We start from the raw sequence: 13965 nt of genomic DNA on the forward strand, positions 1-13965 counted from the left end.
TGATCGCGACTTTGCTCAAGAAATCTGCTGGTGGGATTACTTAAGGCAACTCAAGAACTTATGTGGGAATTCCCCACCCGGTTTGCGGAATCGCTGTGACGCGGGTTACAGCCAATAAGATGAATATCTTTTGAGAAAGGCTTTGAGGGGGCGGGCGCTTTTTTTTCGGGACAATACGGGAAACGGGAAAAACGGGCGGATGCTGCACCTAAATCCCCTCTCATATAACAAAAATGTAAATTGCCGGCGCATTTTTTTGCCGATGAGCCTCCTGTTGAAGACAACATAATCCAGCATTGTGAAAGAATTGTCAAAATAGGATTAAACCAAATTGTTACAGAGACTTATAAGGGCGAGAAAGCCCGCTGTTTGGCCTGTTTTTCTTTCAATGGTATGCTTCGTGCTACTTTGCGGGAAAAAGATACTCGACATAGGCCGTTTGATGGGAGGAATCGTGACAATGAAGGTCGTGCATGCAGTCCTTATGCTTGTACTTTCGCTGACGCTGACTGCCGGCATGCAGATGGAAGCAGTCGCCGGCCAGGGAGGCGCCGAATCGATTACCGTTACTTTGGATCGGCGAGTGATGCCGGTGAGCATTTATCACCCCGGCCTGTTCTGGACGGATTCGGAAACGGTCACGGTCTTTGATTTCGCCATCCGGAACTACCTCGGCGAACCGATTGACGGGTTCTGGATTCAGACCGCTTCGGCCCGTACCGAGATTCCCATTGGAACGGTCAGCGAAATAAGGCAGACCGGATGGATTAGGAAGAACACGAAAGATATTCCGCGGATCGCCTATGTTGTCCCGGTCCATATGGTTCTGGTTGACGGGACAGAATTCGACACGTTGATGAACGCCGATTTCGGAACGGTCGAAGGCATGACCGATCTCGGAGAAATATTTGTGGCGGACCCGCATACGGTTACCTATCTCGCATTTAACCGCTCGGCTCGAGCGTCACTGCCGGAGTCTGAACCGACTGAAACGGCCGCTCCCGTCGAGGGCGATGCCGACGGCGATGGCGTTCCCGATTGGAAGGATCGCTGCCCGGATACTCCCGCCGGTGTGGCTGTCGATGAGTTCGGCTGCCCGCTCGATTCGGACGGCGACGGAGTTCCCGATTACCAGGATCGCTGCCCCGAGACACCAGCGGGCGCTACGGTGAACTCGATGGGATGCTGGGTGATCAAGGGCATCAATTTCGACTACAACAAATGGGACATCAAACCCCAGTTCGTCGAGGTGCTCGAGAAGAACGCCGGCGTCATGAAAGAGAACCCCGGCTTGAAGGTTGAAATTCAAGGACATACCGACAATATCGCGTCGGACGCATTCAACCAGGTGCTCTCGGAGAAACGCGCGGAATCCGCCAAGTCATTCATGGTCTCGCAGGGAATTGATCCCGAACGAGTAGGAACGCGCGGATTCGGTGAATCGCAGCCGATCGCCTCAAACGAGACGCCCGAAGGACGTTCGGAGAATAGACGTATAGAAATAAAGATTTTGAGCAGATAAAGGAAACGTTTCCGCCCTGAAGCCAAACCACCTGATTGGAGGAAATCGATGATACGGACTGTTAAGGCTGGTCTCATGTTGCTGCTCGTCCTGGCACTGCTGGCAGGATTTACTTCCGCCGCGCGAGGCGAGCAGGGAAACGCGAGAACGATCACGCTCACCCTGGACCGCGCCGTTATGCCGGCAGCGCTGTACCATCCGGGAACGCTCTGCACCGGCCCGATGGTTGTCACCGTTCATGATTTCGTCATTCGTAACCACTTCGGTCTTCCGATCGATAGCTTCATTGTTCAAAAAGCGTCGGCAAGGGTCGAGATCCCGATTGAGACCGTACAAGAGATTCGCCAAACAGGTTGGATTTCCAAGAAAACTGAGGACATACCGCGAATCATGTACGTAGTGCCCGCGGTTATCACTTTGACTGACGGGCGTGAAATCGAAACGATTATAAATGCCGATTTTGGCACGATCGAAGGCATGACCGAGCGCGGACCATTCTTCCTTGATGACCCGCATACTATCACGCGGCTGGTTTTCAACCGCTGATCGGCCGGTCGGCGCCCTCGATTGGCGCCATATGCCGGCACCTGGGAGTGCCGGAGCCGTGTTCGAGAAGGACGTTCAGATACGTGCAGAACTTGAGGCTCCCGGCGCATCCGAGCGCCTGATAATAAACGCAGTACAGGCATTCCTCGATGTTCACAATCCGCATGGGCGCGGTTTTCTCTGAATACATGAAGTATCAGGTCCCCCTCTTTGCTCAATGGCGGCCGCCAGAACGGCCGCCATTCATTTTATCACAGCAGCTCGCTTGAAGAGCGGATGCATCAAATCTTCTTGTGCGCCTTGATTGCCTCAAGCGCGCCGGGTCCGACAAGTCCGGCACTGCGGATAGTTCAAAGGAGATGCCCCGGACGTGCGTCCTATGCGGGTTGCTCGTGTTCAAATATGTTGAGATGCGTTTCCCGCCCCGAGATTAACACTATTCCCGGCTTTACAAGCCATTTCTGCGCATGTTAGAATCATCAGTAAGCGCCGGAGACTTCCGAGGAACAGAGGCGATATGGAGCGAAAGGAACTGCTGAACCTGAACCATTCCGCCCGGCTGCTTCTTGTCGGAGAGAATTCCAGAAAGCTTCTGCACGTCCAGAAAATCCTTCGCGAATCCGCCAAAAAAAGAAACGCCAAACTGGAAATCCTCAGTTGCACCGATTTCGAGTCGGCTCACTCATTTCTCACCTATTATCTGAACGGGATTCTTCTCCTGTTTCCCGGCAACGGCGCATCAAGGCTCATGGCCTCCCTCAAGAATCTGCGCAAGTCCTACAGCGGCCGTATCGGCCTGATTAATGACGACCCTTCCGTGCCGCCGTACACGTGGGGCCGCGTCGGAGGCGTCGACTTCTACTGTGACAAGGTCGAATGCGCCGGCGAATTCGCGGATATGCTGCTGGCGCAGCGTCGGGGGAAGGGGAAGACGGCGCTGCTGCTCGAGGGCGGCGGCATACTGGGCGGATTCATCGAGTTCGGAGCGGTCCGAGCCCTCTACGATTACGGGATTCGCGACTTCGATATCTACATGGGCATCAGCGCGGGCGCATTTGTCGCGGCCTGCGCGGCCAACAAAATCCCGTTTCGCATGATGCTCGAACGGCGGCGGCTCGAATGGGCGCAAATTTATTATCCGAACGTCTCCGAATTTGTAGGTAAGGTGACTTCTTTTCTGCCCAACCTGTATCGCGGCTTGATAGATTTCTGGAACGAGCCCAACAAAGATATCCCGCTTTTTCTTTCCAGCTTTTTCATGACCAGCTTTCTTTCGGCCGATCGCATCAGGGTGTTCCTCGAAAACGTGCTGGAAGACGCCGGAGGGACCAACAGCTTTCGCGAGTTGAAAAAACGCGGAACGGAGCTTTACATAATCGCGACCGACCTCGACACAACCGAGAGACGCGTGTTCGGCGAGGCGGGCGATATGAAGGTGTCCATCTCCAAGGCGGTCGAGGCTTCAACCGCTCTCCCGCTCACGTTCAGCCCGGTCCATGTCGGCGGACGCTATTACGTGGACGGCGCCATCTGCAATGCCGCCAACCTCGATATCGCGATCGAGCACGGCGCCGACCTGATCATCTGCGTCAATCCATTGGTGCCGTTCATCAGCAAAAAGCCGGGCCTCATGAAGGATTTCGGTCCGCTCGGCATCCTGGAGCAGTCATACCGCAGCATCCTCCACCAGATACTGCTGAGAAAGATCGAGAGCTACAAATCGGAGAACCCGCAAGTGACGATCATCATGATCGAGCCCGATCCGGAAGATCCGACCATGTTCCACAATCCGCTCAATGCATCGCGCAAGCTGATGGATCTGGCGCTCGTGCACGGGTACAAATCGGCTCGCGAGGCGATCGAGAGGCAGTTCGACTTCGTGCAGAAATCGTTTCTGTACCACGGCGTCGAGATCCGCCGCGAGCTCGTCGATGAGAAACTCGAGAAAGCCGAGCGCACGCGAACCGGCTACAAATCGCGCAAGGTCATGCGCGGGTAAGTCCTTTTGTCATTTCTGCGGAAGCAGGAATCCAAGATACGCGGCGCCAGCCGCGTCCTTCTAACTTCCTCTCTTGCCTTTATCCGTCGCCCCTACGGTGCGGGAGAGAAGAATTTTTCGTCTTTAATCAATGAAAATCTGCGAAATCAGCGGATGTGAATGCTCCTTTTCCATTGCTTTCCCAGAGATAATTTAGCCCGTCCGCGGTTTTGGGGGAATCTGATATAATGGTGGCTCGAATTGAAAGTGCCCCTTTGAACCTGTAAACGAAAGGATTTGTATCATGTCGAAGATGACGGGCGGCGCGCTGGCTGCGCGGGTGTTAAAGAATGACGGCGTAAAATTTCTGTTCGGGCTGGTCGGCGGTCATATCTATCCAATTATGGAGGGCTGTGTCGAGGAAGGCATCCGTGTGATCGACGTGCGCCACGAGGAGTCGGCTGCTCATATGGCCGAGGGATGGGCGCTCGCGACGGGAAAACCGGGGGTCTGTATCGGGACCGCGGGTCCCGGCTTCACCAACATGCTGACCGGAATCGCGAATTCTTTTGCGGGGGGCACGCCGATCCTGGCGATGGCGGGTCACGCCTCGATTCACGAATTCGATACGGGAGCGCTTCAGGATTTCAACCAGATCGACGTCGTCAAGCCGATGACCAAGTTCGCGCGCACGGTTTACCAGGGCAACCGCATCCCGGAATATATGGGGATGGCGCTCAGGCATGCAACCGGCGGCCGGCCCGGTCCCGCCTTCATCGAGATCCCGATGGATCAGGCATTCGGCGAGGTCGATGCCGATTCCGTCTATCTTCCCGATTGCCACCGGATGCAATCCCCACCGGCAGGCAATCCCAGCGAGGTGGAACGGGCGCTTGCTCTGATCGCGAAGGCGAAAAAACCGGTCATCATAGCCGGCGGCGGCATCTGGTGGTCGCAAGCATACAAGGAACTGCAGGAATTCGTCGAGAAAACGGGAATCCCCGTTTATACGCGCAGTTCGGCGCGCGGCTCGGTTCCCGACGATCACCCCCTGTGCATGGGGCCGGGTTTCACGTTCGATCCTTCGTTCCGCAATACGCTGAACGAAAGCGATCTTTTGATCATGTTGAGCACGCGCTTCGGGTTCACCTTCAACGCGCAGTTCCTCCCGCAGTCGCTCAAGATGATCAGAGTGGACATCGAGCCGGCGGAGCTGTGCACCGGCCGCACGCCCGACGTCGGCATCGCGGGCGATGTGAAGCTTGTTCTGCGGCAATTCATCAGCGGTGTAAAGAAGGTATCGTTTCACGAATGGGCGGCGCAGCTTAAAGAGGCGCGCAAGCAGATGCGGCAGATGTTCGAGCCGATGTTTACATCCGATCAGATCCCCATTCATCCGCTGCGGCTGTGCAGAGAGATCACGCCGTTCATCGATAAGAACACGATCCTCTGCACGGACGGCGGCGATATGTGCGTCTGGGGCAATCTGGCGCTTCCGGCCGTCGGCCCCGGCCAATTCATCTCGCTGGTATCCTCGATCTTCGGGTGTCTCGGCGTCGGCATTCCCTACGCGATAGCCGCCAAGCTGGCTCATCCGGAGAAAAAGGTGATCGTTACCACCGGCGACGGCAGCTTCGGGCTCACCCTGATGGAATTCGACACGGCGCTGCGTCACAACGTCCCGTTTGTCGCCGTCATCGGCAACGACGCGTGCTGGGGAATGATCGAGCGCCCGCTGAGGAACAGGAAGGGAATCACCGTCGGATGCAGGCTTGCCCCGCGAAGATATGACAAGATAATAGAAGCGATGGGCGGCCACGGAGAATTCGTCGAGCGGCCGCAGGATATCGGACCGGCGATCCAGCGCGCGCTCGATTCCGGCCTGCCCGCCTGCGTGAACGTGATGATCGATCCGGAAATTGGGCCGGGCCTGCAGGAGATGTAGTCTGCGGAAAATTTTGGCGGCGCTACGGGCAGGTTTTAAACCTGCCCGTCTGTTGGCATTTTTTCTGCTGTAAAAGTCCATTTTTTGGTTTCACTTCTGCCGTGGTAAATGCGAAGTTACTCGCACATTCAAGACCGGCCGAATGAATTCGGCCCTACCAAAAGGGGTTTTGCAGCGGAATCCACATTTGAGGCTTGTCCCCAATGACAAATAGCGAGGCGTCCGGAGAACAGACGGAGAAGAACGGAAAAGAAGAGGATGGAATTCCGCTAGAGCAGGAAAACGAGAAGGCGAAAACATATAACCGCGAGAAGCGGCGCCTCTTTGTGATCGAACTGGCGGTGGGTCTTCTCTTTCTTGTTCTCTTCTTTTTTTCAGGCGCTTCGCCGGCCGTGGCGCGCGGTGTTGAATCAGCGTCCCGGAATCCGTGGGTTGTGGTTCTGCTGTATGTCGCCGTAACGGGCGCTCTCTTCGAGCTGATCGGGTTGCCGCTCGATTTCTACGGCAGCTATGTCTTGGAGCATAAATACGGCCAATCGACTCAGAATCTCCGAGGATGGGCGTGGGACCAGGTGAAGGGCCTGCTGGTAAATTTTGTGATCGGGGTCTCACTTGTTGAGGTGGTCTACTGGCTGCTCCGGAATTATCCAAATACGTGGTGGGCGATCGGGGCGCTGCTGTTCGTCCTGTTCGCCGTCATCATGACCGTCCTTGCGCCCGTCGTGCTGCTGCCGATCTTCTATAAGGTCATTCCACTGAGGGATGAAGAGTTGAAGCGGCGCATCCTTGCTCTGTCCGAGAAGGTAGGGACGCGGGTAGAAGGAGTCTATGAGATGGATATGAGCCGCAAGACTCGGGCGGCGAACGCGGCATTGGTTGGGCTCGGCAACACGCGCAGAATCATTTTGGGTGACACCCTTCTCGAGCGGTATCGGCGCGATGAAATAGAGGTCGTGCTTGCCCATGAACTGGGTCATCACACACATGCGGATATCTGGAAAGGGCTCATCTTCCAATCATTCATCTTCTTCCTCGGATTCTACATTACCTACCTCGTCCTGAACGCTTTTTCGAACACTTTCGGCTTGCGCGGCGTCGCCGACATTGCGGGATTTCCGCTTCTCGTGCTGGTCTTCAGCGGGGTTTCCCTGGTCTTCCTGCCGATTATCAACGGCTTTACCAGACGACTCGAGCGGAGTGCCGATGACTTCGCGCTCAGGGTGACCCGTAATCCCCGCGCCTTCATCTCGATGATGGCCAAGCTGGGCCGGCAGAACCTCTCCGAGTTTGAGCCAAGCCGGCTCGTGGAAATCCTTCTATATTCACACCCGCCGATCAGCAAGAGGATTCGGCACGCACACGAAGTCTTTCCTGAAAGCACGGGCGGCGGCCATTGAGGTTGAAAAGGGCTCGGCTTTTGATTACACTGAAATACAGTAAGGTGTAGTGCGGCAAGGCCGCGACGTGAAACAGCGCCCTTATCGGGCGACCCGCCGGGTCGCCCCTATGGTCAAAGCCACAACGGCACTTCCAGATTTCAGATGAGATAATAAAGGGGCTCGTGATCCAGTGAAAAGAGAAAGCGTTCTCTTCCAATTCGTTTTGTTACCGCTCACTCTCCTGTTGAGCGTTGCAACCGCGTGCTCGAATCTGACCGGCTGGCGGATTCCCGGGACAGAAAAAGGAGCGGCGGCCACGACCGCGGTGTATCTTGTGTTGGAAAACGTCGAGACTCTGCCGGAGGAGACAAGGACGCTGGGGGAGATTTACGTGGATGACGCTTTTTTCGGATACACGAGCCGCCCGAAGTATTCTCGGTACGTCGGCAATGAGATGGTTGTGGGCTCGGTTCAGATACAAAGGGAAAAGGTTCATACCATCTCCGTCAGGTTCCCCTCATATCTCCCATTCGAGACAACGCGCTACTTCGGGACGCTTCCCGAATATTCGGTGACCTTCAGTTTAAGAAAAGATATGGCCGCGGAACCTGAGGAACCGCAAGAGAGCGATGCGCCTGTCGAAGCTGTTCAAGAGAAGAAGTGGTATCACTTGTGGTGAATATGGGAAGATATTATAGAGATTCGCGATTCCAATATCCCATCATGATGCCGCCGGCCGTGAAGTGGCTGATTATCGCCAACGTTTCCGTCTTCCTGCTGCAGAATATCATTGCCGCCGCGTTTCGTTTTCCGATTGCTGCGATCCTCGGGCTGAATGCGAATGCGGTCCTTCACGGGATGGTCTGGCAATTGGCGACGTACATGTTTCTGCATCTGGACCTGATGCACATCCTGTGGAACATGTTTGCCTTGTGGATGTTCGGGCGCGATATCGAGCAGACGGGGGGGACGCGCTCATTTCTTTCCCTGTACTTCTTTTCCGGAGTCGGAGCCGGACTGCTCAGTTTTCTCACCAGTCTTGGAAGCAACACGACGACCATTGGCGCGTCCGGCGCCATATTCGGCATCCTGGTCGCCTTCGGCATGATGTTTCCGAATCGGATCGTGCTCGTGTTTTTCATGTTTCCCATGCGCGCCCGCAATTTTGTCATCCTGTTCGGTTTGCTCGAATTGTACATGACGGTCAGCGCCGGCGCGTACGGTGGAGGGATCGCCCGGTTTGCGCATCTTGGGGGTATCCTATTCGGTTATATTTATGTCAAGTACGGCCACACGTTTCGTTTCTCGCTCCCCAAAATCAAGGTCAACATCGGCTCGGCGCGCCGACAGAAAAAAGAAGAAGACTGGCTTCGGTTTATCGAGGAGGAAGTCGACCCGATCCTCGACAAGATCAGTCGCGAGGGCATCCACACTCTGTCGCGCAAGGAGCGCAAGATTCTGAAAAAGGCCCGCGGGCGCCGGAGGGACGAGTGAGGGAGGCCGATCGACTGAGGGCGCTTGCCATATCCGCGGGAGCATCTCTGTTCGGTGTCGCCGATCTGGACGTGATCCGGGCGGAAACGGATTTGCTCGATTCCTGCTATAATGACTATACTCGCGGGATATCCCTCGGAGTGCGGTTGAATCCAGCCGCGCTGGCGGATATCGTCTCGGGCCCGACGGCGGGCTATTGCGCCGAATACCTGAGGGTGAACGCGTTGCTCGATGCGCTCGCCACGGATGTTGCGGCAGAGCTGAAGAGCATGGGCGCGCGGGCGGAGTGCATCCCGGCTTCCCGCGTGGTGGACTGGGAAAAGCTTCGCGGGCATCTCTCTCACAAGCTGATCGGGCGCTATGCGGGACACGGCTGGATCGGAAAGAACATCCTGCTCGTGAATCCTGATTTTGGCGCGCGGGTGCGGTATGTGACGGTCTTGACCGATCTGCCGCTCGAACCGAATGTTCCGACAGGCGAGAGCTGCGGTGCGTGCAGCCGATGCGTCCGCGTGTGCCCGGCAGGCGCGATCGCGCAAGAGCCGGCGCAATTCGATCTGATGGCGTGCTTTCAGCAACTGATTCGGTTCAATGATCTCTTAGGAGACGATCATTACATTTGCGGTTTGTGCGTTTCCGCTTGCAGGGGGAAAACTGCGGGGAGGGACGCAAACGATGGGACAGGTTCAGACGCCTCGCCCGGTTAAACTGCTGGTGGGAATGCTGGCGGGTTCGCCTGCGCTTTTCGCAATTGCCGAGAAAGAGCTGATTCAAAAATTCGGAGCTGTCGATGTCGCGAGCGAGTTGATCCCATTCGATTTCACCAATTATTACGCCGAGGAGATGGGGCCGAACCTGCTGAGAAAATTTGTCGCATTCGAGAGCCTGATTAATCCGAAGGAGCTTGCTCCCGCAAAATTGTACACGAACGAGGTCGAGCGAGAAATCTCGCAACGGCTCGGGAGCGAGCGACGGCTCATTAATCTGGACCCCGGCTATATTGCGCTCTCAAAGCTTGTGCTGGCATCGACAAAAGATTATTCGCACCGCATCTACCTTGGAGACGGCATCTTCGCCGAAGTGACGCTCCATTATGCGAATAGAAGGTTTAATCCGTGGCCATGGACGTATCCCGATTACAAGACTGAGGCGTATCTTCATTTTTTCGAGTCTGTGCGCAGCCGATATCTTGAGACCCTGAAGAGAGTGGGCGTATGAGAGCAGGTACAGCGCGAAGCGCGATCTCTCGTTTCGTTATGCATGCGCTTCAGGGAATGGTTTTCTTTATCATCATTTTTGCAATCGATCCGCCTGCGCATGCAGAGATCCGGCTATATCATTTGCGGGTGACTCTTCGATCGGGCGAGCGATATGAGACGATTTCCGCCGTCGATCCATTCTCTTACTGCTCGCGCAGTGGCGGGCTTGTAGTGTATCTGCGCGACTATTCATTGATTTACAGCCCGCAGATGAAGGTGAAGATCCTGCGCACCTGGACTGAGCCGACCGGCGATCTTGCGGGACGGTAGGAGGAAATCCTGCGGACAAATGGGATGCTCTTCAATCATAACCATAAACCGATCCCGCGGCTGGGCCCGCTCGAGTTGAGCGATATGTGCCGGCCGGAGTGAATAAGGGAAAATTAGGATGGGATATGCGGTTTCCGCTGACGGGGAGAAGAAGATGCCACCGAACGAGCGCAAAGACGACCGGAACTTCATGGTGAAGATTACGGATATCGGTCATGCCACCGTGCTCATCGAATTGGCGGGAATGAATGTCCTGACCGATCCGTGGTTTACTGATCCGATTCTGGGAGTGGTTACGCACCCGCGTCAAATTGGAATGAAGCTTGAGGATCTTCCCAAGCTCGACTTGATTTTGATATCGCACGGCCATTTCGACCATTGTGACATCAAAGGGCTCGCCCGTTTGGATAAATCGACCGTGACAGTCGTGCCCGAAAATCCGACGGCTGTCCGTCTCAGGAGATTGGGATTTACGAGCGTCTTGGAGATGGCGCCCTGGCAATCGAAAAAGATCGGGCGACTGCTTGTGAGCGCTTTTCCGGCCGATCACCCGGCGAAAGAGTGCACCTACGTTCTTTCCGACGGAACGTGCTCAGTGTTTTTTGGCGGAGACACGCGCTACATCAAGGAGCTTCACGAGATCGGAGAGAGATTTGATATCTCGGTTGCCCTGCTTCCGGTAAACGGCCTGAGCTTGCCGTTCATGGGGAAAGTGGTGATGGACCCGATCGAGGCGGCCGAAGCGGCGGTGCAACTGAAAGCCCGGGTCGTGATACCGATTCATCACAACATTTCGCTCACCGTCCCAGGCCTGAAGAAGCTGTTTGACCGTGGCGCGCCGGGCACACCTGAACAGTTTGCGGTAGAGATGCGGAGACGCAACAGCCACATAAAAGTTGTGGCGCTGAATCCCGGCGAAAGCTGGAAAATCGATTAGAGGAACAGAATGCTCCTGAGAGCAGGAGCAAAATTTCGCGTCCGGCTTCACCTGTGAAATTTCGTATCGTTAGGGTATTCCGCCGATTCCTTTGGCCCCAAGAGCAACACAAACTCCCGGAACAGGTCCTGGTCGAGGCCGCCTTCCATTTCAGAACGCATTATCTGGAGGGCGGGAAACGTCTTTTCGGCTATTTTATAAGGACGCGCAGTGGTAAGCGCATCGAAGATATCGGCGAGGGCGGCGATGCGCGCGTAGCGATGGATTGCATCACCGCGCAGACCGCGGGGATAGCCGGATCCATCCACTTTCTCATGATGATCGGCCACAATGGCCAGAACGCCCTCTTTCAGTTCCCCCACCTCCCGCAAAAGCCTGACGCCGTGCTCCGGATGCTGCTTCATGATCACCCATTCGTTTTTGTTGAGCGGCCCCTTTTTGTTCAAAATGCTGCGGTCAATGCCGCTTTTGCCTATGTCGTGGAGAATGAGGCCCGACCCGATGGTATTAATTTCCTGAATGCTGAATTCACCCAGCCTGTGAGACAGCGCCATTCCGAAAATCGCGACATTGACCGAATGGGTGTAGGTATAATAATCGAATGAGGTGGCCGCCATAAGGCTGAAGAAAGCGCGAGATTCCGTGAGCAGGTAATTGGCGAGATTCGAGATCAGCTTCTTCGAGCGCTGGATGTGTTCACCCGACCTGGGATTCTCCAGGAGTTCCTCAACCAGCCCCGTCGCACATGTATATGCCAATTCGGACTTATCATCGGTTGAGACTTTGTCATCAGCTAATACGGTCTCCAGATTTCTCTCAAGATACCGATGGTATTCTCGTTTTTCCGAGAAATGGATAAAAAGCTGCTCAATTCCTTGTTCGACCAGGTTCCATAGTGCTCGCTCCGTGAACAAAATATTTCTGGCACGGTACAGCACAAATCGATCAGCGCCGGCGCGTTCCGATATACGCAGGTAGATATCGAAGCTGGTTACCGTATCCACCCGCAAGCTCTGGAGCGTGATAGGCAGAAACTGAGCACCTTCAGCTATCTGGTCCATCTTTCCCGCGGCCAGCTAATGACTCGAGGATACCTGCAAGCGTGTTGGGGTAGAAATATTTTAGAATAATTCGCCAAATAATGTCAATGAAATTCTTGTTCGTGGCGTAAGAAAGCATCCTGAAATGGAAAAATTTGTTTTGTTGGTGTATAATGTGGTTCAATTTGGAATAGGTCGCGAACGCTGGGCGCTTCCTGCGTCGGCAACTGAGTTCCAGAGGGCGGCACGACAAATGAACGTTGCTGAATCTCTACTGAGGAGGAGAAACAAATGAAAAGGTTAGTAGCAGTTCTGTTGATGGTCGTCTTGGGCGGTTCACTCATTGTTGCCTGTGGTCAGCAGCAAGGGCAAGAAGAAGAGCAAACTCAGCCGATGGAACAACCGGCAGAGCAACCCATGGAGCAACCCATGGAGCAGCCCATGGAGCAGCCGACGGAACAACCGATGGAACAGCCGGCAGAGCAGCCGATGGAACAGCCGGCAGAGCAGCCCATGGAACAACCGGCAGAAGAGCCTGCCCAGTAGCTTGCAAGAAGTCGTACAAGCGGTGCTCAATGTCCTCGCGTAACGGAATTTCAGCCAGCCCGAAAAAGGTTATTGAGATGCGGCAACGGTAACGAAAAGGGCGCAAACAAGCGCCTGTTTTGATTCGGTTAAGGAGCCCTCCAGCATTTTCGGCGGCGTCAGGTAAGGATGCCGCCGATTCTTTTTTCCGTGCCTGATACTCAATCCGCTTTCTTCTGCCAGCCCCCGACATGCCGTTGCACATGAGGGGGTGTCGCAAAATACAGTGTTTACTGTATAGTATCGGACGCAAATCGCTATCAGAGTATTTATTAATGGTATGAGGTTTTTGATTGTGAACCTCAGAGGACTGCAAAAACCGCATTCCAGACAAAGAGGCGGATGTTAGGGCATCAACTAAACAAGATAAGGAGGAACTGTCTATGAGAAATTTAGTCACCGTCCTGTTGGTGGTTTTGATGATTGCCAGTTTTGCGGCGGCCGATGCGACATGGGCTCAGCAGCAAGGACAACAGCAGAGGCAGCAGCAGGCGCAGCAGCTTCAGAACGCGTTCCGGCTGAGCGAACTGAAGGACATGAAAGTTCAAACCCAGCAGGGGCAGGAGCTCGGGGAAATTCAGGACATCGTGGTGGATAAACAGGGGCAGAACGCGTATCTTATCATGTCCGGCGACAAAGTCGGTCAGCAAAACAAGTTGATTCCCATCCCGATCAAGGCGGCGAATCCGCAATTACAGAAAGATGCCCTTGTCATCAGCGTGAGCCAGCAGCAACTGAGAAGCGCCCCCGGCTTCGACGAGAACAACTGGTCGCAATTCACTCAGATCCAGCAGAGAGTGAATACATATTATCAGCAGGGCGCCGCGGGCGCACAGCAACAGATGCAGGGAGGTCAACAGGGTCAGCAAAAGAAGCAACAATAACTGCGAGACTGAACTCTTTAGTTGATTCAGCCCTAACTCAGCATTTCCTTAAGGACCTGGCGATATCCTTCCGGATATCGCCAATTTTTTGTAAGGAGGCGGGGCCCATCGGCAGATTTCCGGGAC

15 protein-coding genes are annotated in these 13965 nt (G+C 54.8%); 13 read left to right on the top strand and 2 right to left on the bottom strand.

What is annotated here, in order from left to right; all coding sequences use genetic code 11:
• Positions 1–388 precede the first annotated feature (388 nt).
• Positions 389–1522 (top strand): hypothetical protein, encoded by a 1134-nt coding sequence (locus C4520_12000; protein ID RJP19804.1) that lies wholly within the window; start codon positions 389–391, stop codon positions 1520–1522.
• 75 nt (positions 1523–1597) lie between these two features.
• Entirely contained in the window at positions 1598–2068 is a 471-nt protein-coding gene (locus C4520_12005) for a hypothetical protein (protein ID RJP19805.1), read from the top strand.
• On the opposite strand, the gene C4520_12010 is transcribed toward C4520_12005, so the two are convergent.
• Positions 2058–2258 (bottom strand): hypothetical protein, encoded by a 201-nt coding sequence (locus C4520_12010; GenBank protein RJP19806.1) that lies wholly within the window; start codon positions 2256–2258, stop codon positions 2058–2060. The genes C4520_12005 and C4520_12010 overlap by 11 nt on opposite strands.
• 327 nt (positions 2259–2585) lie before the next feature.
• Between C4520_12010 and C4520_12015 the strand changes: the two genes are divergently transcribed.
• From C4520_12015 to C4520_12055, 9 genes are all read left to right on the top strand, one after another.
• On the top strand, positions 2586–4067 hold the full coding sequence (locus C4520_12015; GenBank protein ID RJP19807.1) for a hypothetical protein: 1482 nt from the start codon (positions 2586–2588) through the stop codon (positions 4065–4067).
• Between the two features lie 283 nt (positions 4068–4350).
• Positions 4351–5991, top strand: coding sequence for a thiamine pyrophosphate-binding protein (locus C4520_12020; GenBank protein RJP19808.1), 1641 nt, complete (start codon positions 4351–4353; stop codon positions 5989–5991).
• Positions 5992–6194: 203 nt separating this feature from the next.
• A complete protein-coding gene (locus C4520_12025; protein RJP19809.1) occupies positions 6195–7388 on the top strand; it encodes a M48 family peptidase in 1194 nt (397 codons plus the stop codon).
• A gap of 172 nt (positions 7389–7560) precedes the next feature.
• Positions 7561–8049 (top strand): hypothetical protein, encoded by a 489-nt coding sequence (locus C4520_12030; GenBank protein ID RJP19810.1) that lies wholly within the window; start codon positions 7561–7563, stop codon positions 8047–8049.
• Between the two features lie 2 nt (positions 8050–8051).
• Entirely contained in the window at positions 8052–8864 is an 813-nt protein-coding gene (locus tag C4520_12035; protein ID RJP19811.1) for a rhomboid family intramembrane serine protease, read from the top strand.
• Positions 8861–9571 (top strand): epoxyqueuosine reductase, encoded by a 711-nt coding sequence (locus tag C4520_12040; GenBank protein RJP19812.1) that lies wholly within the window; start codon positions 8861–8863, stop codon positions 9569–9571. Before C4520_12035 ends, C4520_12040 begins: the two co-directional genes overlap by 4 nt.
• On the top strand, positions 9540–10082 hold the full coding sequence (locus C4520_12045; protein RJP19813.1) for a DUF4416 family protein: 543 nt from the start codon (positions 9540–9542) through the stop codon (positions 10080–10082). Before C4520_12040 ends, C4520_12045 begins: the two co-directional genes overlap by 32 nt.
• Entirely contained in the window at positions 10079–10393 is a 315-nt protein-coding gene (locus tag C4520_12050) for a hypothetical protein (protein RJP19814.1), read from the top strand. The genes C4520_12045 and C4520_12050 overlap by 4 nt, the downstream gene beginning before the upstream one ends.
• A gap of 118 nt (positions 10394–10511) precedes the next feature.
• Complete coding sequence (locus C4520_12055) at positions 10512–11330, top strand: MBL fold metallo-hydrolase (GenBank protein ID RJP19815.1); 819 nt, start codon at positions 10512–10514, stop codon at positions 11328–11330.
• A 47-nt stretch (positions 11331–11377) separates the two neighbouring features.
• Here the strand turns inward: C4520_12055 and C4520_12060 are convergent, their stop codons facing one another.
• Positions 11378–12391 carry an HD domain-containing protein gene (locus C4520_12060; GenBank protein RJP19816.1) on the bottom strand — a complete coding sequence of 338 codons (1014 nt, stop codon included), beginning with the start codon at positions 12389–12391 and terminating at the stop codon, positions 11378–11380.
• A 270-nt stretch (positions 12392–12661) separates the two neighbouring features.
• On the opposite strand from C4520_12060, the gene C4520_12065 reads away from it, so the two are divergent.
• Positions 12662–12916 carry a hypothetical protein gene (locus C4520_12065; protein ID RJP19817.1) on the top strand — a complete coding sequence of 85 codons (255 nt, stop codon included), beginning with the start codon at positions 12662–12664 and terminating at the stop codon, positions 12914–12916.
• A 422-nt stretch (positions 12917–13338) separates the two neighbouring features.
• Positions 13339–13839, top strand: a complete 501-nt coding sequence (locus tag C4520_12070; protein RJP19818.1) for a PRC-barrel domain containing protein — start codon at positions 13339–13341, stop codon at positions 13837–13839.
• Positions 13840–13965: the final 126 nt, after the last annotated feature.

It is taken from the genome of Candidatus Abyssobacteria bacterium SURF_5 (assembly GCA_003598085.1).
Classification (GTDB): Bacteria; Abyssobacteria; SURF-5; order SURF-5; family SURF-5; genus SURF-5.